Origin of the sequence: Streptomyces sp. 1222.5 (assembly GCF_900105245.1) — a bacterium.
GTDB classification, from domain to species: Bacteria; Actinomycetota; Actinomycetes; order Streptomycetales; family Streptomycetaceae; genus Streptomyces; species Streptomyces albidocamelliae.
Genome location: NZ_FNSZ01000001.1, coordinates 8,546,254 through 8,566,129 on the forward strand (window position 1 = coordinate 8,546,254; position 19,876 = coordinate 8,566,129).

Here is a 19,876-nt window from a genome sequence, read left to right on the forward strand (position 1 = left end):
GCCCGTGAGATGTTCTCGCGCTTGGCCATCAGGATGGCTGTACTTGGTCGAAGAGGGCGAGGGCTTCGGCCGGGTCCGGGCTGACCAGGCGTTCCAGACCGGCCGTCGTGATCTTCGCCCACCGGCCGGCCCGTGCCCACATCTGCTCCTCGAAGGCGCGGACGGCGTCGTCGAGATCGTCCGGTCCGGCGGCTATGGACTCGGCGAGTTCGGCGCCTTCGAGCATCGCGAGGTTCGCGCCCGCCCCCAGCGGGGGCATCAGATGGGCGGCGTCGCCGAGGAGCGTCACCCCGGGGACGCGGGGCCAGGTGTGGGACACGGGGAGGACGTGGAGGGGGCGGTGGACGAAAGTGCCGCCGTGGCGGAGGAGTTCGAGGACGGGAGCGGCCCAGCCGTCGAACAGGGCGAGCAGGGTCGATCGCAGGGCCTCGACGTCGGCCGGGTCCAGGTTCGTGTGCCAGTCCAGCGGTGCGCGGAACTGGGCGTACACCTTGACGTGGCCGCCGCTGTTCCGCTGGGCGACGAGGGCCCGGTTCACGCCGTACACGGCCACGGAACCGTCGCCGATCAACCGGGCGAGGTCAGGGTGCCGGGTGTCGACGTCGTCCAGAGCGGTCTCGACGGAGGTGACGCCGGTGTAGTGCGGGGTCACCGACGAGACTGCCGGCCGGACGCGGGACCACGCGCCGTCCGCGCCGACCACGAGGTCGAACGCCTCCTGCCGCCCGTCGGCGAAACGGACCAGTGCCCCATCACTGGTTCCCGGCACCACCTGCGTCACGGCCCGCCCCCACCGGACGTCGAGGGTGCCGAGCAGCAGGTCGCGGAGTCGGCCGCGGTCGATCTCGGGATTGGCCCGGTCGTCCGGGTGGGGTCGCCAGTCGCGCAGGACGGTCCCGTCCGTGTCAAGGATGCGCATGGCCTGACCCTCAGGGCGAGACAGCGCCTGGAACTCCGCCAGCAGCCCGGCCTTGTCCAGTGCGAGCTGGCCCAGTTGTTCGTGCAGGTCCAGGGTGCCGCCCGGCGGGCGGGCGTCGGGGGCGGGATCGCGTTCGAAGACGGTGACCGGGCAGCCATGGCGGCGCAGGACGCGGGCGAAGGTCAGACCGGCGGGGCCGCCCCCGATCACAGCGATGCGGTGTCTCATGTCGATACACTGTATTGATTCGGTACGTTGTATCGCAACAGTACGATCTACTCATGACTGTGTGGGACCGGCCGGAGCCGCCGACTCGCCCTGTGCCGCTCGACCGGGAGCGCATTGTCGCCGCCGCCATCGCGCTGGCCGACGAGGGCGGGCTGGAGGCGGTGTCGGTACGCAAGGTCGCCGCCCGGCTGAACGCCGGCCCGATGCGGCTGTACGGCTACATCTCCACCAAGGAAGAACTGTTCGACCTCATGGTGGACGAGGTCCAGGCCGAGATTCTTCCCGAGGAGCAGCCCGGTGACTGGCGGGAGGCGCTGCGCACCCTCGCCCACCGCACCAGGCGCGCCGCTCTCCGTCACGAATGGCTGGCCGACCTGCTCGGCGGCCGCCCGACCCTCGGCCCGAACGGCCTCGCCGTGGCCGAGTCCACGCTGGCCGCCCTCGACGGCCTCGCCGACATCGACACCGTCATGCGCGCCGTGGAGACGGTCAGCGCCTACCACACCGGTGCGATCAGGCGCGAGATCGCGAACCTGCGGGCCGAGCGCGCAACGGGCCTGTCCAAGCGCGACTGGCAACGCGCCTCCGGCCCGTACATCACGAGGATGCTGGCCACGGGCCGCTTCCCCGCGCTGAGCAAGGCGGTTCACGACGGTACGGAGGTCGACGCCGAGACGTCCTTCGCGACCGGCCTCGACTGGGTCCTCGATGCCGTGGCCGCCAGACTCGCCCTGCCACCGGCGTGACGCGTCCCTGCCCGCTGCGTGGTCGTGGCTTCTCCTGAGTGATTCCGTGCCGGTGCGTGCGCGGGGCTTCCACCTGGATCGTCGAGCCGCGTCCGCAGCGTCCCACCGGCTGCCGGGCTCCGGAAGGCCGAGTGCCGGTCGTGGCAGGGCGCGCCGTCAGTCTTTCGAGCCCTTCGGCTGACGATGCGACACCTGCTTCCGAACCGAGCGCCACCGTGACCGCGTCTGCTCGACCACTGCGTCCCACTGCCGGCGCACCTCACGGTCGGACGGACGGTCGCCCGCACGGATCCGGTGCAGCTCGTCCCGTACTTCTCGTCCCAGTGCCGCCGACGCGACCAAGGCGAGCATGGCTGTGAAGAGGGCGGAGATCATCGCGAAGACCGCACCGACCACCCCGTAACGGGCCGCGGATGAGTTGAAGAGACGTGGCATGTAGATGCCCGCCCCCACTGAGTACGCCGCTGTCAGAACGGCGCCGGTGACGCCGAAGGGAATCAGGTCCGGCCAGCCGATCCGTTTCGCCGACAGCACCCAGCCGCTCCAGACGAGGAACGCGGCGGTCACCGGGACCTCGCACACCACCGCGGCCAACCCCAGCGCGTGCCCGCCGAGAAGCGCGGACAGCACGGTGATGACCACCGCGTAACAGCCGAGAGTGAGGATCCACCACAAGCCGTTGCGCGTGTTGCGCACACTGAGGGGCTTGAGTTCCCACGCCTGCTCGAAGAGTCGCTGCGCGGCTCGCGTGAAACTCAGCACCGAGATCGTCAGAAAGACGATGCCGAGGATGCCCGCACTCGCGCTGGTCTCCTCGGCGGGGGAGAAGAGCGAGCTGACCGCCTCGGCGCCCGCACCGGTGAGGTTGTAGCGCTTGATGATCTGCTCTGCCGCGTCGTAGTGCCCGAAGACGGTGCCAAGGATGATGGAGACCGGGACCAGTGCTGTCAAAGCGCTGGAGGCCAGGGCCATCGAGCGGTCGAAACCCACGATCTTCTGGAACCGGTTGACGACCCGCAAGGCGAACACCGGCCGCAGCCAGAACGTCAGTGTTCTGAGGAGGCGCTCTCGGTTGATCTCCGTCCTCCTGCCTTCCGCGAGGATGGGGCCATTGCCGCGAACTCAAGAACGACCCTGGGGCGCCCGACCGACCGTCGGGCGCCCCCGGAGTCTCACTCCCCGTCGACGAGCTTCTGGTACGCCTTGGCGTCGAGCAGGCCGTCGAAGGATCCCTTGGCGGTCTTGATCTTGAAGAGCCACATCTCGTACGGGTCGCTGTTGACCTCTTCGGGACTGTCCACGACCTCTTCGTTGATCTCGATGATCTCGCCGCCCACCGGGGCGTAGAGGTCGGACGCCGCCTTGACCGACTCCACCGTGCCGACGGCGTCTCCCGCATCGACCACCTTGCCGACGGAGGGCAGGTCGAAGAAGACGATGTCGCCGAGGGTCTTCTGGGCGTGGTCGGTGATGCCGACGGTGACGGTCCCGTCGTGGGTGCGGATCCACTCGTGGTCGTCGGTGTACTTGAGATCGGCGGGCACGTGGGACATGTCAGCTCCATCAGCCGTGGGGGATGCGGCACGGCCGCCTCTGTCAGCGACCGGCAGGGACAGCTTGCTGTACCGCCTGGAGATGACGTGTATTTCGGTCCTCACGGTCCGCCGAGCGGGTGACGCGGGCGCACACCGGCGCAGCCCGTCGGCGCAGGCGTCGGCGGTGCGGTGCTCGTCGGTACTGATGACATCGGGAGGCTCGCCCCTAAGGCGGCATGTTCCGCCCCAGCCTCCCGATCCCGGCTTCACCTCCGGTCGGACACGGTCCTGGAAGACGCAGCTCCACTCGTATTTGCCCGCGACGGTGCCGTCGGCGCGTACCGCCTCCAGCGTCTAGAAGTGTGTGGCCCCGCGCGCAGCCGTGATGTCGGCGTAAGTGCGGGTCGGCTGCGGCAGGAGTCCGCTGTGCAGCGGCTGGCCGCGTCCCACCTGCTGATCCGGTAGCCCACGACGGCGTCGCACACTTCGGTCCTGTCGCACCGCCAGTTGACGGACGGCCCGTTCGCGTCGGGCCCGCCGATCACCGTGACTGGGCCCACGCTTCCGAGGGCCCAGTCACGGGTGACCGCCACAGCGGGCCGGACATCCAGCTCGGTGCTCTCCACGACCGCGACCCACGCGTCGCTCGGGGACAGCGCGTTGCCCCAGCGGTCCCTGGCGACGACCGCGTACAGGTGACTCTCGCCGTCCGGCAGGTCGCCGCAGAGAACCGCGAGCGGGTCGCTCGTGCCCTCGGGGCAGGAGGTGGAGCTGAGCCACTTGACCGTGCCGTCGCTCTGCCGGGCACCGGTCCAGACCGTGCAGCGGTCGATGTCGTCCTCGGGTGAGGCCGTCCAGCTCACCGGGACTCCGTCGGCGCGCGGGGTGGCCTTCACGCCGGTGACCGGGCCGGGAGCGACACGGTCGCCGGTGCGGACGACGAGGGCGGCCGTCCTCCTACAGAGCCGAACCGCGCGCAGATGCGGATGCATCCTTTTCGTCATGGTCCGTATGGTCCGCGCAGGCCCGCGCGACCCGCTTCAGTGCCGAGGCGGTGGCAGGGTCACCAACCTTGGCGGGCTGCTCGTGGCCGTGGTCTTCGGCGCGGTCGCGGTGGAAATGGGAGGGCGCCAACCGGTCGCCGGGACCGTGGTGCTCCTGTGCCATGGCCGTTCCGGCCGACGCCGGGGCGGGGCCGGTGCGGGCCGCGGTGGACGGCTCGGGGGGCCGGGGCGCCCCGCCCTGAACGCTTCGAGCCCGGCCGTCCGAGGTCGTGTCGTCGTGCACGCTTACCGCGGGTCGCGGCTGGGTCAGCCAGGCGACGGCAGCACCGGCCAGGGCGAGGGGCCATTCGACCACCCCGGCGAAACCGAGCACACCGGCTCCGGTGTACACCGCCAGTCGACGACCGCGGGGAGAGATCGCTCCGATCCGGTCCAACGCGCCGTCGGTGATCTTGTTCAGCTGCTCGACACCGGGGATGCGGCGCAGTCCGGAGCCGATGGTCTGCAAGGGCTGGGGCAGCTCCGATGCACTCGCCGTGACATGGCTCATAGCGGGCTCCCTCCGCGCGTCCTTCGAGAGTTCCATCCCCGAGTTTCCAGATCTCACGCTGTATACGCCCCGCGCATCGCTGACCCGCGGAAATTCCGCGACGTGCCTCCTGCTTCACGCACCCGGTTCGGGTCCGGTTGCGTTGCTGCCCAACGGCTACGCGTGTATTCGGGGTGAGGACGGCGGGTGGCGTTGAGGGGTGAGGAGGGCGGCCGGGTTGTCGTGGGCGGGGGCGGTGTTCAGTTCGCTGAGCGGGGCGTGGGCGGCGCTGGGGAGGCCGGTGAGGGCGGGGCCTTCGTCAATGACCTCGCCACGGGCGCCGACGCTTCCCTCGCCACCATCCGCTGGGACACCGGATCGGTTCCGCCGCGGTGGCTGCCCTCGCCGGCCCTGGTCTCCTCACACGAGTCCCGCGCCCGCTGCCCTCCGGCTACGCGCTGCTGTTCGGCCGCGCCGAGCTCGCCCCCCGCCGCAGCGACCCGGCACGGCCTGGGTGCAGGAAACCTGCCTCGCGACACGGGAGCGTCCAGTTGCCCGTGCCGCTACTGGCGGAGCCTGGCCTCCACGCGACCGTCGGTGACGCGGGTGTCGAAGGCGGGCTGAGGCGCGGTGGCGGGACCTTGGACGTTCCAGCCGTCGGTCAGCCGGAAAAGGCTGCCGTGCCACGGGCAGCGCAGGCAGCCGTCTTCGAGGACGCCTTCCGACAGGGGGCCGGCCAGATGGCTGCAGTGCTCCGCCAGCACGTGTACCGCGTCGTCCGGCCGGCGTACGACGACCACGGTGACGTCCGCGACCGTGCGGCGAACCGGTTTGTCGTGGGGCAGGTCGCTCAGCTCGGCGACGTGGTGCCATCCCGGCCCCACCAGCTGCGCAACGGCTTCGGCATGGTTGGCTCCGGCAGCCTGCCGGTAGGCGAGATGTCCGCCGAGTGCACCGCCCGCACCGATGACCGTCAACCCCGCCCAGCCGAGCATCTTGCCCGCGGTGTGCCGTCCGCGAAGGCGGGCGCTGAACGAGCTGGCGTACAGGGCGACGCCGGCGGCGTTGGCCGCGGCATGAACGAATCCGATCCGCTGCTGCGGGCGGTTGCAGTCCGCCCAGTCCACCCAGCCCGCCAGCGCGGCCGGCGCGGCCGCCATGAGGCCGGTGGCGACGAGGGTGCCCGCGGCGCGTCGCTGTCCGGGCAGCACGTCGAGCAGAGCCGCTGACAGCCAGCTGCCCACCGGTACCTGTACCAGCAACGGGTGCACCGGGTGGCCGAGCCAGCGGCCGTGCAGCCCGTCGCGCGCCCGGCCCAGCGGTGCCGCCTGGATCACCCGTTGCACGGCGTCGAGCAACCGGTCCGCGCCGGAGAACCGCTCCACCCGGTCGACGGCTTGCAGGACCCGCCCCGGGCCCTGGGAATCAGGCAAGAGGCGCTTGGCCGGCGGAGGTATCCGATGCAGGACGTCACTGAGTTTCATCTGCTGCGAGTAGCCCCTTCGACGGCTCGTAATCCGTCGTGGTGCGAGGTGAGCGATGGGTGCGGGCTGATGTGCGAACACCGGCGCGGGCATCGGCGCAGATGAGGCGGCCTCTTTCGCGGAAAATGCCAGATCAGGTTCATGACAACGCGACTAGTGTGACCCGGTGACAGAATTCAGCGTTCTCAGTGACAGCACGGAATGGCGGAAGCGCTTCGAGGAGCGGCTGCGCGCCTCGTACACGGCGGCAGGGCTCGGTGCGGCCGCGGCGGAGCGCATGGCTGAGGACGCGCGGTCCGGCAGCGACTGGACCGTCGCCGAGATCACGGACGCCGGTGGCCACGCAGGGTACGTCGCCGTGGCCGTGACCGAGGTCAACGGCACGCTCGCGGGCCGCATCGGCGATCTGCACGTCGACGTGTCCCATTCCGGCCGAGGGCACGAGCAGGCCGCGCGGAACTGGGCCGAGGGCTGGTGCGCGCAGCGCGGCGCACGCCGACTGGACATACGGCTCACCGAGCCCGCCGGTGAGCTGTTCCACGGCTACCGCGTCCGCGCCCAGCTGAGAGCGTGTCGCGTCGGTTCTGCGCCGGAACCCGGCGACGGGGTCACCGGACGGCCGATGACGCAGGCCGAGTACCCCGACTGGCTCGACTTCGAGAAGGCCGCCTATGTCGGCGACATCGTCCGGGCGGGAGCCCTGAGCCCCGAAGAGGCCGTACGCAAGTCGGACCGCGACTTCGCCAAGTTGCTACCTGAGGGCCTGTCGACGCCCGACAACACGTTCCTGGTTCTCGAGGCGGCGGGTGAGCGGATCGGCACGGGCTGGCTGAAGCACGGGCACGTCCCAGGGGTCAGCTACGGCTATTCGCTGCACGTCGAGGAAGCCCACCGCGGCAAAGGGTACGGGCGGGCGGCGATGGCGGCCGGTGAACTGGCCACGCTGGCAGCCGGCGACTCGGTGCTGATGTTCACCGTGTGGGGTGGCAATGAGGTGGCGATGAACCTCTACACGAGTGCCGGGTACCGAATCGTGGAGGAAAGCCGTTCCCTCGGCCTTCCCCGCTCCTCGGTCTGACGCGACGCTACTTGTCATAGGCGGCCGATTCGTCATGCGTGGTGTCGCGACGAGTCGGCGGATGGCGTGTTCCGTGCAGGGCCGCGCGCGTCGTCGTCTCTGCGAGCGAGGAATGCGCGCGGCCGGTTATGGCTCGTGTCCGTCCGGTAGGGCGTCAAAAAGATCTCCCGGTCGGCCGCCTCCCGGCGGCCCCCGGCGCATCGCGCGCGGCGGCATATATTCCGTTTCGCTTCTTGTCCAGCGCATGCGGCCGTCTCATGCACAGTCGGCCTCAATGGGGCGGCGGTGAACGTGTCGCGGCCTTTCCGAGCCGAACGAAGTCACGGCAAGTCGAGAACCCGCCAAAAACGCGGTACGTGCATTGCTTGACTCGAACTCGGCGACACTGTTAGAACATGTGACGGAAAACGGGGGACGCCGCCCAGGGCGGCGAAAGCAGGGCGGGGGGCGCTGCGGCAGGTATTTCTCATCCGGGGGTTCAGGGCGTCGGCCCGATGTGTGCGCGTATCAGTGGCTCAGATCATTTCGGTACCGTACTTGGTGTCGTAATTCGGTCTGTCCGCATCCCATGTGAACGGGTGGCTTCGGCGCGCCCTTTTTCTGCACCACTTTACGGGAAAGTTGGCGTGAACAACACGCCCGCCCGTGCACTTCTGTTGCCTACAGGCTCATAGAACGGTGCGGTTACGTGAAAGCATATTTAGCCATTTTGCAGCTCAGGGACTACCGTCTGCTGTGGTCCGCCCTGGTATTGAATCTCTTGGGTGACGGCGCCAGTTACGCCGCGCTCGCCTGGATCACGCTCGACAAGGCCGGCGCCGCCGGTCTGGGCGTACTGGGAGTCTGTCTCACCCTCCCCGTGATCGTGGGCGGCGCGTTCGTCGGACCGCTTCTCGACCGGTTCTCCCGGCGCAAACTCTTCATCTCCGACTCGGTGTTCCGCGGCTTCGTCGTCGCCCTGGTGCCGCTCCTGGCGCTGGCCGGCGCACTGCACGTCTGGGTCCTGTACGCGGTCGCCCTGGTCTACGGACTGCTGAAGATCATCCCGCTGGCCGGTACACCGGCCGTCCTGCCCGAACTGGTCCCCGAGGACAAGCTCCAGGCCGCTTCCGGACTCGAAGCCACCGCCATGGGCGCCGCCAACGTCGTCGGACCCGCTCTCGGCGCACTGTTGATCACGGCGTTCGGCGCCCAGAACGTCCTGCTGCTGGACGCCGCCACCTACTTCGCGTTCGCCCTCCTGATCAGCATGATCAACGCGCCCCTCGCCCGTCCCGAACCGACCGGCGACGCCGTGGGCGAGAAGCCCGGCTGGAAACCCGTGTTCCGCCTGGTCACCCGTGACCGCTTCCTGCTGGTGCTCACCCTCTCCTTCGGAGCCTTCAACGTCTCCGCGGGCGCCCTGGTGGTCGCTCTGCCCTGGCTCGCCAAGGACGAGTTCCACGGTGGCCCCGGCGTGCTCGGCCTGATGCTGGCCGTGATGGCGGCCGGTGAGCTGATCGGCTCCCTCGTCTCCGGTGCCGCGAAGACCTCCGAGAAGCAGATGATGCGCATCGGCGCGCTGCAACTCCTGTCCGGCGCGGTGCTGTTCCTGCTCGTACCGAAGGCACTGCCGTTCATCCTGATCGGTCTGGTGCTCAACGGCATTCTGTCCGCGCCCATGACGGTCCTCGGCGGCGTGGTCCGCATGACCCGCGTGCCCAACGCCATGCGGGGGCGGGCGATGACCCTGATGCGTACCGTCATGGCCGGTGCGCTGCCCGCCGGCTCCGCCCTCGGCGGTGTGCTGCTGAGTGGCGACCACTACAGCGTGCTCATCCTGGTCGTCGCCTCGCTCGCCGTACTGCCCGGTGCCCTCACCCTGTTCCTGTTCCGCAACCTCGCCTTCCAGTTGGGGGTGACAGCAGCAGATGACCAGCGTGCGCAGCGGGACACCGACCCGGACGCCGACGCCGTCCCCGCCGGTTCCTGACACCCGCCCCGACACCGACGGCGACGCCGTCCTCCTCGTCACCGACCACCCGCGCACCCGGGACGCCGCCGACGCCGCGCTCGCCTCGCTGCGCCTGCCGAACGCGGCGACCCCGCACGACCTGGCGGCGTTCGCCCTCCTGCTGCACCGCTACACCGGTCAGCGACGGCTGCTGCTCGACGTCGATCTGAGCGAACGCGGCGCGGGGGCGCTGACCCTCACCGTCGAACCGGACGAACCCGTCTCCGCCCTGCTGGCCCGGACCGCGCATGCGGCCCCGCACCAGCACTCGGCGGACACCGCCGTACGCTACGCCGACCACCCCGTTCCCGCGGGTCCGGCCGAACTCGAGCTGACCCGGGACGGCACCGATCTGCTCCTCGGGTACCGTTCCTCGCTCTTCGACGAGCCGACCGTGCGGCGCCTCGGCGATCATCTCCGGCGCATCGCCGCGTTCCTCGACCGCCGCCCGCAGGCCCCGGTGCACGAGGCGGACCTGCTCGGCGACGAGGAACGGGCACTCATCCTCAGCACCTTCAACGACACCTCCCGGCCCTACCCCGACAGCGCCGGCATCCCGGCCCTCTTCGGCGAGCAGGCCCGCAGCAACCCGGACGCGACCGCCGTCACCGACCGCTCCGGCCGGCTGACCTACGGCGAGCTCGACGCGGCCGCCGACCGGCTGGCCCACGCCCTCCGGGCGGCCGGCGCACGGCACGGCGAGCGGGTCGGCCTGCGCACCTGGCGTACCGCAGACCTCGTCGTCGGTGCGCTCGGCATCCTCAAGGCCGGCTGCGCCTACCTGCCGCTGGAGACCGGCCTCCCGGCCCGGCGCACAGAATGGCTGCTCGCCGACGCCTCGGTGCGTGTCCTGGTCGCCTCGCCCGAGGTGCCCGTGGACTTCGCCTTCGACGGCACGGTGCTCCACCCCACGGGCCACCCTTCCCCGCACCCCGCGGAACACCTCACAGGGCCTGCCTCGGCGGCCGACCTCGCGTACATCTGCTACACCTCCGGAACCACCGGACAGCCCAAGGGCGTCGAGGTGACCCACCGCAATGTGGTGCGGCTGGTCAAGGGCACGGACTACGTACGGTTCGGGCGGCCCCTACGGGTCCTGCCCACCGGCTCCATCGCCTTCGACGCCAGTACCTTCGAGCTGTGGGGGCCGCTGCTGAACGGCGGCAGCGTGCACCTGGTGGACTCCGACGTCATCCTCGACGCACGCGCGCTCGGGCGTGAGCTGGCCGCCCACGACATCACCACCCTCTGGCTGACCTCACCGCTGTTCAACCAGCTCGTGGAACAGGACGCCACCGCGTTCCGCGGGCTGCGCGAACTCGTCGTCGGCGGCGACGCCCTGTCGTCCGTGCACGTCGCGAAGGCCATGACGGCCTGCTCCGGGGTCACCCTGGTCAACGGGTACGGCCCCACGGAGAACACCACCTTCTCGCTCACCCACCGCATCACCCGGGACGACCTGGGCCGGATACCGATCGGGCGCCCGATCGCGCACTCGACCGCCTACGTGCTGGACGACCGGGGGCGGCTGTGCCCCGTCGGCGTGCCCGGAGAGCTGTGCCTGGGCGGGGACGGTGTGGCGCGCGGCTATCTGGGCCGGCCCGAGCTGACCGCCGAACGCTTCGTGCCTGACGTGTTCTCCCCGGGCGGCGGACGCCTCTACCGCAGCGGCGACCTGGCGCGCTGGCGGCCCGACGGCATCGTGGAGTTCCTCGGCCGGCGCGACCACCAGGTCAAGGTGCGCGGGTTCCGTATCGAACCGGCCGAGGTGGAGAAGGCCATGCTCGGCCACCCGGACGTGGCGGAGGCCATCGTGGTCGCCCGCTCCCGCCCGGGCCTGGGGGAGAAGTACCTGTGCGGCTACTACGCCGGGCCGCGCCCGCCGGCGCCGGAGGTCCTGCGAACCCACCTCGCGCAGGCACTCGCGCCCCACATGGTCCCCGCCCACCTCGTCCCGCTCGAGGCGCTGCCGCTGAACCACACCGGCAAGGTCGACCGCGCCGCCCTGCCCGACCCCGGCGGCGCCGACCTGCCGCCCGGCACCACCGCCGTCCCTGCGTCGGACGACATCGAGCGGGCCCTGGTGGACCTCGCCGAACAGGCCCTGGGCATCAAGGGCCTCGGCGTCGCCCATGATCTGCGCGACCTCGGCGCCGACTCCCTCACCGCCACCCTCATCGCCGCGGGCGTCCGCGAGAGACTCGGGCGTGAGTGCCCCGTCAGCGCCGTGCTGCGATCGGGCACCCTGGGCGGGCTCGCCGCGTTACTGCGGGGGAGCGCCCCCGTCACCGAACCGGCGATCCGGCCCGCGCCGCCCCGCCCCTCGTATCCGGTCACCCCGCAGCAGCGCCGGTTGTACTTCGAGCAGCTCAAGGACGAACGGGCCGTGCACTACAACGTGCCGGTCACCCTCGAACTCCCCGGCGGCACCGATCCCTTGCGGTTGGCCGACGCCCTGCGCCGGCTGACCCGGCGCCATGACGCCCTGCGCACCCGGTTCGCCGTCACGGACGACGGCGAGGTCGTGCAGCACATCGACGCCGACGTCGAACCGTCGATCCGGGTCCACGACGGCGAACCCACGCCCCTCGCCGCATTCGTCCGACCCTTCGACCTGTCCGAGGCACCCCTGTGGCGGGCGGAGGTGCACCGCACGCCGGCCGCCGTCACCCTGCGCCTGGACCTGCACCACATCGTGGTCGACGGCTATTCGCTGACACCACTGTTCGAGGACCTCGCCACCCTCTACGCGGGCGACGAACCACCGCCCCCCACGCTCCGCTACCGCGACTACGCCGTGTGGCTGGCCGGACCCGACGGGCTGAGGCAGCGGAAATCCCAGGAGGCCTACTGGCGAAAGGAGTTCGTCTCCCCGATCGACTCCGGCGACCTGCCCACGGACCGGCCGCGGCCGCCCCTGCGCGAACTCGCGGGCGATGTCGTCACCTTCGACCTGGGCCCGGACCGCACGGCGCGCCTCAGGGAACTGGCCAGGCAGCGGGACGTCACCCTGTTCGCGGTGCTCGCCTCGGCCCACGGCATCCTGCTCGGCCGGCTCAAGGGCACGGCGCACGTCACGTTCGGCACACCCGTCTCGGGCCGCACCGCCCCCGGACTGCACCGCACGGTCGGCATGTTCGCTCAGACGGTATGTTTGCGCGGCGACGCGGATCCCGCGCTGCCCTACGAGACCTACCTGCGGCGTACCGCCCGCACCGCCGAGGAGGCCTTCGCCCACCAGGACTTCCCGTTCGACGACGTCGTCGCCCTGGCCGCGCCCGTACGCGACTACAGCCGCACCCCGCTGTTCGACGCCCTCATCGCCCTGCACAGCGGCCGCTACACGGCGGTCGACTTCCAGGGCGCCCGGGTGCCGCTGCGCCTGGAACCCACCGGGCAGGCCGTCTTCGACCTCAACCTGCAGATCCACGAGGACGCCGGCACCCTGCGGGCCGCCTGGCAGTACGCGTCCGGACTGTTCCGCCGGGACACGGTGGAGGGCTGGCGCGACGACTTCGTGGCCCTGCTGGACGCCCTCACCGCCGACCCGACAGCGCCACTCGGCGCCCTGTGTTCGGACCGCCCCGAGCGCCCGACCCGGGCCGCCGCGGAAGCCTTCACCGCCGAACTCGACTTCGACCTCTGATCCGCCGGGCGCCCCGGCGCCCGAGCACCTGACACCGTCACCCCCACCGATCAAGGGTGACTCACCGTGGCCCCTCGGCCACTCCGCGCACACGTCTGACCCCACGTCGCTTCAGCGCAGGAGACATCGCATGCAATCGCTCGACCACGAGGCAGCACTCTCCGCACCGCACGCGCGGGACGGTCACTGGCGATCCCAGCTGGCCGCGCTGGCGCAGCCCTCCGGCTTCCTCCCCGACTTCCGGCCGCGCGAGGGCCGACGCGAACCGGAGACCGGCACCCACGTCCTCCGCCTCGGTACGGCCCTTACCGAACGGCTCGACCGGATCAGTCGCGGCAAGCCCGACATGCTCCACATCGTCCTCGCCTCCGCGCTGGTCGCCCTGCTGGGCCGCCACACCGGCCAGGACGAGGTGACCGTCGCCCAGCCGACGCGCGGGGCCGCGCCCGAGTTCGCGGGCGGTCCGCTGCTGGTGCGCGCCCGGCCCGACGGCACCCTGCGCGAACTGCTGTCCCGGGTCTCGGCCGCCGTACGCGAGGCCGAACAGCATCAGGACTTCCCGCTGGCCGACCTCGCCGCCCAACTGGGTCGATCCGACGTCTTCGAGACCGCGCTGGAACTGACGGACTTCCACGACCCCGGCCCGCGCACCCGTGGCGGCACCCGCTTCGTCGCCGCCCGTGAGGACGACGAACTGGTGGTGAGCCTCCACTACGACCGCCACCGCTTCGCCGAGGACTCCATGCGGTACGCCGCCGCCCAGTACGCGCTGCTGCTGGAGCGCGCCACGGCCGAGCCGGACCTGCCGGTGAACCGGATCGACCTGTGCACCGCCGAGGACGACGCCGTCCTCGCGGCGAGCAACGACACCCGGCAGCCCTTCGACGAGGACGCCACCGTGCACGGCCTGTTCACCGCCCAGGCGGCCCGCACCCCCGACGCACCGGCCCTCCTGACGGACGACACCACCGTCAGCTTCGCCGAACTCGACACCCGCTCCGACCGGTTGGCCCGCACCCTGCGCGAGCGCGGGATCGGTCCGGGCGCGATCGTCGCCCTGATCGCCGACCGCTCCCCGGAGCTGATCGCGGGAATCCTCGCCGTCCTGAAGGCGGGCGCGGCCTATCTGCCGGTCGACCCCACCTACCCCCGCTCGCGCATCGACTACCTGCTCGACGACAGCTCCGCCCGCCTCGTCCTGCACCAGGCCCGCTTCGCCGGCGCCGCCGGCGCCACACCCGGGATCGACCTGGACGACGAGGCGTCCTACGCGGAAGACGCCGGCCCCCTCGAACCGTCCGCCGCAGCCGGGGACGTCGCCTACGTCATCTACACCTCAGGTTCGACCGGGCGTCCCAAGGGTGTCGTGGTGGAACACCGCAGCGCCGTCAACCGGTTGACCTGGATGCAGCGCGCCTACCCGGTGGGCCCCGGTGACGTCCTGCTGCAGAAGACCTCCGTCTCCTTCGACGTCTCCGTCTGGGAGCTGTTCTGGTGGTCCTTCACCGGAGCCGCCCTCGCGCTGCCCGCCCCCGGCGCCGAGAAGGACCCCGCCGCGCTGCTCGCCGCGATCGAGAAGCACCGCGTCACCACCGTGCACTTCGTGCCCTCGATGCTCACCATGTTCCTCGGACATCTCGCCCGGTTCGGCGACGGCACCGAACTCGGCACGCTGCGCCAGGTCTTCACCAGCGGCGAGGCACTGAACCCCACCCAGAGCGAGAAGTTCGCCGGACTCGTCTCCGGCGCCCGGCTCGTCAACCTCTACGGACCCACCGAGGCGACGGTGGACGTCACCCATCAGCCGGTGGCCGGCCTCGGCCACCTCGCCCGGCTGCCCATCGGCCGGCCCATCGACAACATCCGGCTGTACGTACTCGACGCCGAAGGCCGCCGGAGCGCCGTGGGTGTTCCCGGCGAACTCCACATCGGGGGCGCCGGCGTGGCCCGCGGCTACCTCGGGCGGCCCGAGCTGACCGCGGAGAAGTTCGTCACCGGCGCGGCCGTACGCGCCGCCACCGGCGAGGAGCGGCTGTACCGCACCGGGGACCGGGCCCGCCTGCTGCCCGACGGCACGCTCGACTACCTGGGCCGCGTCGACCTCCAGGTGAAGGTGCGCGGCTTCCGTGTCGAGCCGGGCGAGATCGAGGAGCGACTGCGCGCCCACGACCAGGTGCGCGACGCGGCGGTAGTCGCCGTCGACGACGGCTGGCAGACGTCGCTGCGCGGCTTCGTCGTCCTGGACGGCGAGGCGAGCGAGGCGGCTCTGAAGGAGCACATCCGCCAGGAGCTGCCGGAGTACATGATCCCCGGCCGCGTCCTGGAGCTGGAGCAGCTCCCGCTCACGCCCAACGGCAAAGTGGACCGGGCGTACCTGCGCACTCCCGAAGCCCTGAGCAGGAAAGCACCCGCCCATGTGGCGCCGCGGGACGAACGCGAGGAGACCCTCACCGGCATCTGGCGGGACGTCCTCGGTGTCGCACGGGTCGGCGTGCACGACAACTTCTTCGCCCTGGGCGGCAACTCGATCCATTTCGTGTCCGTGCTCGCCAAATCCCGTGCGAAGGGCCTCGACTTCACCTTCCAGCAACTGTTCCGGCACCAGACCATCGCCCAGCTCGTCGAGTCCATCGACGGTGACGCCACGACCGGTGACGTGGTCGCGGACGTGGCGGCACGCGGCGCCTTCCAGCCGTTCGAGCTGATCTCCGAGGCCGATCGGGCCCTGCTGCCCGAGGACGCGGAGGACGCCTACCCGCTGTCCATGCTCCAGGCGGGCCTGATCTTCCAGACCGAGATCACCGGCGGCCTCGGCCAGTACCACGACGTGCTGAGCTACTCGATCACCGGCGCCTTCGACACCGAGGCGTTCACCGAGGCCGTCCGGCAACTGACCGGCCGGCACCCGATCCTGCGCACCACCTACCACCTCACCGGCTACAGCGAGTTCCTCCAGATCGTCCACCGCGACGTGCCGCCGCCCCTGACCGTCGACGACCTGCGCCACCTCGACGAGGCCGGACAGGAGGCCTGGCACGAGGCGTGGCTGGCCCGCGAGAAGTCCCGCGCATTCGTGTGGGAGGCGGGCGGCCTGGTCACCCTCCATGTGCAGGTGCTCGGCGAGGACCACTACCGCTACACGGTCAGCCAGCACAACTCGGCACTGGACGGCTGGTCCATCTCCCTGCTGCACACCCAGCTGTTCGAGCTGTACCACCAGATCCGTGAGGGCCGCGACACCTCCCGCCCCCCGGTCGACAACCACCTGCGCAACTTCGTCGGCCTGGAGCAACAGGCCCTGCGGTCACCGGAGTCGAAGGACTTCTGGCGCTCGGTGCTTGCGGACCCGCGTCCCGCGAGCGTGCCGCCGCGGCCCGGCGCCGAGCACACCGACGACTTCAGCGTCGTCCTGCGCGACGTCCCGCTGCCCGCGGGTCTCGCACGGCGCGTCGAGGCCACCGCCGACGCCCTGTCCGTGCCGTTCAAGGACGTACTGCTCGCCGCCCACATGAAGGTCCTCGGCCTGGTCACGGGCCAGGACACGGTGATGACCGGCTACGAGCACAGCGGCCGGCCCGAGCTGCCCGGCGCGGAGACCACGCTCGGCCTGCACCTGAACACCGTCCCCTTCCAGGTGGACGTGGCGAGCGGCACCTGGGCGGACCTCGTCCGCCGCGTCTACCAGGCCGAGCTGGACCTGCTGCCCCACCGCCGCTACCCCATGGCCAAGATGAAGCAGGACCTCGCCACCCAGCGCACCCTGTTCGAGACCACCTTCAACTTCACGCACTTCTACCTGCTGAAGAACCTCAGGCGACTGCCCGAGTTCTCCCTGCTGGGCATGCGCGTGGACTCGGAGACGGAGTTCCCCTTCCGGACGGAGTTCTCCCGCAACTTCTTCACCGACGAGGTCGAACTCTGCCTGCATTACCACACCCACCTCTACGACGAGGACCAGATCGACCGGATCGGCGGCTACTTCGTCCGCGTACTGGAGTCGATGACGAGTGAGCCGGACGCCCCGCACGAGGCGCGCCGGCTGCTCGCCGACGAGGACGCGGCACTGCTGGGCCTCGCCCCCGCGGAGCCACGCGCCGAGTCCGGCACGAGCGGTCCGGCCGAGGGCACGGCCTCCGCGGCCACCCTCGCCCGCATCCGTACGGCCTGGGCCGGCGTTCTCGGCCTGCCGGAGCAGGAGATCGGCGCCGACGCCGACTTCTTCGCCCTGGGCGGCAACTCGCTCTCCGCGCTCCGCGTGGTCCTGGAGCTCGACGGCCTGGTCACGCTCTCCGACCTGACCCGCGTACCCCGCCTGACCGGCCTCGCCGCCCTCGTCGACACCCGCGAACAGGACGACGAGGAGGAACTGCTGCACCTGCTGTCGTCCACCGCCGACGGAGCCCGGGCCGCGGTCGTCTGCGTGCCCTACCCCTGCGGCCACCCGGTCAACTTCAAACCGCTCGCCGACGCCATCGGCGAACTCACCGACGCGCTGGTGGTGTACGGACTCGAACCGCCCGGGCACAACCCGAGCCGCCCGGGAGACTTCACCGACGTCACCGAGACGGTCGAGCGGACGGTGGCGCGGATCGAGGCGACGGCCGATCTGCCCCTCATCCTGTGGGGCCACTGTGGCGGCGCCGCCGTCACCGTCGAGCTGGCCCGGGTACTGGAGGAACGCGGATTCGACCTGCGGCACGTCTTCATCGGCTCCAAACTGCTGCCGCTCGCGTCGGAGATGCGGGAGTCCATCGAGATGATCGAGAGCTGGACCGACGACGAGATCATCCGCTACATGGTCGAGGAGACCGGCTACAGCGAGCTGGACGGTCTCGACACCCGGTACACCTCGTTCACCGGCAGTCTGTTCCGGCACGACGTGTGCGGCGGCTACCGCTACTTCATCGGCCTGACCGACGGCGGGCCCGACTGGCGGATCCAGGCGCCGGTCACGATCGTCGTCGCCGACGACGACAAGGGGCTGACCCACGCCGCCGACGCGTTCCGCTGCTGGGAACGCGTGGCCGACCACGTCGACTTCCAGCGGTTGTCCTCGGGCGGCCACTACTTCGTGCGGGGCAACCCCGCCGAGACCGGCGAACTCATCCGACGGGCCTGGGCGTCCGCGGCCGAACTGGAGAACTGACATGCGGATTCCCGTTCTGTGCTTCCCCTTCGCGGGCGCCGGCGCCTCGGCGTTCCGCCGCTGCCAGGAGTACGGCAGCGACACCGTCCTCCTCACCCCCGTCCAACTGCCCGGCCGCGAGGAGCGGTTCGGCGAGGAGCCGTACACCGACGTGGTCGCGGCGGTGGACGACCTGCTGCCGGGCGTGCTGGACCAGGTCGCGGGCAGCCCGGCCGTGGCCCTCTTCGGACACAGTCTCGGCGCGGTCCTCGCCTACGAGATGGCACACCGCATCGCCGCGCTCGGCCGGCCCGAGGTGGTCAAGCTGTTCGTCTCCGGCTCCCCCGGCCCCTGGACCCGGCGGGAGACCCGGGCCACCGGCCTGAGCGACGACGAATTCCTGCGCCAGGTCCGGGCCTTCGCCGGCTACTCCCATCCCGCCCTCGAACACCCGGACCTGCGGGAACTGTTGCTGCCGCCGTTGCGCGCCGACGTCGAGATGCACGAGAACTACCTGGCGCCCTCCCAGAAGCCGCTGACGGTCCCGGTGGTCTCGGTGCGCGGGGAGACCGACGAACTGGTCTCCAAGGAGCAGGCAGCCGAGTGGGAGGCGTCCACCACGGCCGGCTGCCGCCAGGTCGAACTGCCCGGCGGACACATGTACCTGGTGGACTCGCCCGTCGGCCTGGTCCGGCTCCTGGACGCCGAACTCGCCGCGCCGGGAGTGCTCCGATGAGCCCGGTGCTCACCACCGGCGCCCTCGCCGGCAAGGCCGCGATCGTCACGGGCGCGGCCCGGGGCATCGGCCGGGCGTGCGCGCTGGCGTACGCTCGGGCCGGGGCCGACCTGCTGCTCACCGACATCGGCCACGACCTGGACGGAGTGCCCTACCCCCTGGGCACCCCCGGGCAACTCGCCCACACCGCACGGCTCTGCCGTGAGCAGGGCCCCGGGATCACGGTGATCACCGCGGAGGCGGACGTCCGGGACCTGGACGCCGTGCGCACGGTGGCCGACACCGCTCTGGACCGGTTCGGCCGGATCGACGTCCTGCTGAACAACGCGGGCATCGCCGCCCCCTCGGGCAAGACGGTGCACGACATCGCGCCCGACGAGTGGGGCCTGATGCTCGACATCGACGTCTCGGGCGCCTGGCGCATGATCCGGTCCGTGGGCGCCGCCATGACCGGTCGCCGCTCCGGCAGCGTCATCAACGTCGCCTCCACCGCCGGCCTGGTCGGCTACCGCCACTTCGCCGGCTACGTCACGGCCAAGCACGCCCTCGTCGGTCTGACCAAGGCGGCCGCCCTGGACCTCGCGCCGTACGGGGTGCGGGTCAACGCCCTGTGCCCGGGTTCGGTGCGCGACGACGACGCGGCCGAGGGCCGCATGCTCACGGAGATCGCCCGGTCCCTGGAGGTGCCGGTCGAGGAACACGAGGAGACCTTCGTGGCGGCTCAGCCCATGAACCGGCTGATCGAGCCGGAGGACGTGGCGGGGGCGGCCGTATGGCTCGGCTCCGACGACGCACGCCAGGTCACGGGTACGACCGTGACGGTCGACGGCGGATTCACCAGCCGATGACGGGG

Annotated in this window: 13 protein-coding genes and 1 pseudogene; 8 read left to right on the forward strand and 6 right to left on the reverse strand. The window is 71.1% G+C overall.

Annotated elements, in window-relative coordinates:
* Nucleotides 1-28: 28 nt before the first annotated feature.
* Entirely contained in the window at nucleotides 29-1,147 is a 1,119-nt protein-coding gene (locus BLW57_RS38960; protein ID WP_093480337.1) for an FAD-dependent oxidoreductase, read from the reverse strand.
* 53 nt (nucleotides 1,148-1,200) lie between these two features.
* Here BLW57_RS38960 and BLW57_RS38965 point away from each other — a divergent pair, with 53 nt between their 5' ends.
* Nucleotides 1,201-1,893 (forward strand): TetR/AcrR family transcriptional regulator, encoded by a 693-nt coding sequence (locus tag BLW57_RS38965; RefSeq protein ID WP_093480338.1) that lies wholly within the window; start codon nucleotides 1,201-1,203, stop codon nucleotides 1,891-1,893.
* 156 nt (nucleotides 1,894-2,049) lie between these two features.
* Here the strand turns inward: BLW57_RS38965 and BLW57_RS38970 are convergent, their stop codons facing one another.
* The 4 genes from BLW57_RS38970 to BLW57_RS41710 all read right to left on the reverse strand — a co-directional run bounded on the left by BLW57_RS38970 (nucleotide 2,050) and on the right by BLW57_RS41710 (nucleotide 4,982).
* A complete protein-coding gene (locus BLW57_RS38970) occupies nucleotides 2,050-2,922 on the reverse strand; it encodes a YhjD/YihY/BrkB family envelope integrity protein (protein ID WP_256339762.1) in 873 nt (290 codons plus the stop codon).
* 143 nt (nucleotides 2,923-3,065) lie between these two features.
* A complete protein-coding gene (gcvH, locus tag BLW57_RS38975; RefSeq protein WP_093480339.1) occupies nucleotides 3,066-3,446 on the reverse strand; it encodes a glycine cleavage system protein GcvH in 381 nt (126 codons plus the stop codon).
* Nucleotides 3,447-3,694: 248 nt separating this feature from the next.
* Complete coding sequence (locus tag BLW57_RS38980; protein WP_143051656.1) at nucleotides 3,695-4,432, reverse strand: fibronectin type III domain-containing protein; 738 nt, start codon at nucleotides 4,430-4,432, stop codon at nucleotides 3,695-3,697.
* Nucleotides 4,386-4,982 (reverse strand): hypothetical protein, encoded by a 597-nt coding sequence (locus BLW57_RS41710; RefSeq protein WP_093481150.1) that lies wholly within the window; start codon nucleotides 4,980-4,982, stop codon nucleotides 4,386-4,388. Before BLW57_RS41710 ends, BLW57_RS38980 begins: the two co-directional genes overlap by 47 nt.
* A gap of 285 nt (nucleotides 4,983-5,267) precedes the next feature.
* Here BLW57_RS41710 and BLW57_RS42785 point away from each other — a divergent pair.
* Nucleotides 5,268-5,443: pseudogene (locus BLW57_RS42785) on the forward strand (DUF2267 domain-containing protein); the annotation flags it as partial.
* 81 nt (nucleotides 5,444-5,524) lie between these two features.
* Here BLW57_RS42785 and BLW57_RS38995 read toward each other — a convergent pair.
* Entirely contained in the window at nucleotides 5,525-6,445 is a 921-nt protein-coding gene (locus tag BLW57_RS38995) for a Rieske (2Fe-2S) protein (RefSeq protein ID WP_093480341.1), read from the reverse strand.
* A 166-nt stretch (nucleotides 6,446-6,611) separates the two neighbouring features.
* On the opposite strand from BLW57_RS38995, the gene BLW57_RS39000 reads away from it, so the two are divergent.
* From BLW57_RS39000 to BLW57_RS39025, 6 genes are all read left to right on the forward strand, one after another.
* A complete protein-coding gene (locus BLW57_RS39000; protein ID WP_093480342.1) occupies nucleotides 6,612-7,523 on the forward strand; it encodes a GNAT family N-acetyltransferase in 912 nt (303 codons plus the stop codon).
* 688 nt (nucleotides 7,524-8,211) lie between these two features.
* Nucleotides 8,212-9,495, forward strand: coding sequence for an MFS transporter (locus BLW57_RS39005; protein WP_093480343.1), 1,284 nt, complete (start codon nucleotides 8,212-8,214; stop codon nucleotides 9,493-9,495).
* On the forward strand, nucleotides 9,434-13,162 hold the full coding sequence (locus BLW57_RS39010) for a non-ribosomal peptide synthetase (protein ID WP_093480344.1): 3,729 nt from the start codon (nucleotides 9,434-9,436) through the stop codon (nucleotides 13,160-13,162). Before BLW57_RS39005 ends, BLW57_RS39010 begins: the two co-directional genes overlap by 62 nt.
* A gap of 130 nt (nucleotides 13,163-13,292) precedes the next feature.
* A complete protein-coding gene (locus BLW57_RS39015) occupies nucleotides 13,293-18,308 on the forward strand; it encodes a non-ribosomal peptide synthetase (protein ID WP_093480345.1) in 5,016 nt (1,671 codons plus the stop codon).
* A gap of 1 nt (nucleotide 18,309) precedes the next feature.
* Nucleotides 18,310-19,023, forward strand: coding sequence for a thioesterase II family protein (locus BLW57_RS39020; RefSeq protein WP_093480346.1), 714 nt, complete (start codon nucleotides 18,310-18,312; stop codon nucleotides 19,021-19,023).
* Nucleotides 19,020-19,871, forward strand: a complete 852-nt coding sequence (locus tag BLW57_RS39025) for an SDR family oxidoreductase (RefSeq protein ID WP_093480347.1) — start codon at nucleotides 19,020-19,022, stop codon at nucleotides 19,869-19,871. Before BLW57_RS39020 ends, BLW57_RS39025 begins: the two co-directional genes overlap by 4 nt.
* Nucleotides 19,872-19,876: the final 5 nt, after the last annotated feature.

Bases quoted from the DNA above. Each gene is read 5' to 3' on its own strand.
- BLW57_RS39020 (WP_093480346.1), top strand. From the start codon at position 18,310: ATGCGGATTCCCGTTCTGTGCTTCCCCTTCGCGGGCGCCGGCGCCTCG.
- BLW57_RS39010 (WP_093480344.1), top strand. From the start codon at position 9,434: ATGACCAGCGTGCGCAGCGGGACACCGACCCGGACGCCGACGCCGTCC.
- BLW57_RS38960 (WP_093480337.1), bottom strand. From the start codon at position 1,147: ATGAGACACCGCATCGCTGTGATCGGGGGCGGCCCCGCCGGTCTGACC.
- BLW57_RS39025 (WP_093480347.1), top strand. From the start codon at position 19,020: ATGAGCCCGGTGCTCACCACCGGCGCCCTCGCCGGCAAGGCCGCGATC.
- BLW57_RS39015 (WP_093480345.1), top strand. From the start codon at position 13,293: ATGCAATCGCTCGACCACGAGGCAGCACTCTCCGCACCGCACGCGCGG.
- gcvH (WP_093480339.1), bottom strand. From the start codon at position 3,446: ATGTCCCACGTGCCCGCCGATCTCAAGTACACCGACGACCACGAGTGG.
- BLW57_RS38965 (WP_093480338.1), top strand. From the start codon at position 1,201: ATGACTGTGTGGGACCGGCCGGAGCCGCCGACTCGCCCTGTGCCGCTC.
- BLW57_RS38995 (WP_093480341.1), bottom strand. From the start codon at position 6,445: ATGAAACTCAGTGACGTCCTGCATCGGATACCTCCGCCGGCCAAGCGC.
- BLW57_RS38980 (WP_143051656.1), bottom strand. From the start codon at position 4,432: ATGACGAAAAGGATGCATCCGCATCTGCGCGCGGTTCGGCTCTGTAGG.
- BLW57_RS41710 (WP_093481150.1), bottom strand. From the start codon at position 4,982: ATGAGCCATGTCACGGCGAGTGCATCGGAGCTGCCCCAGCCCTTGCAG.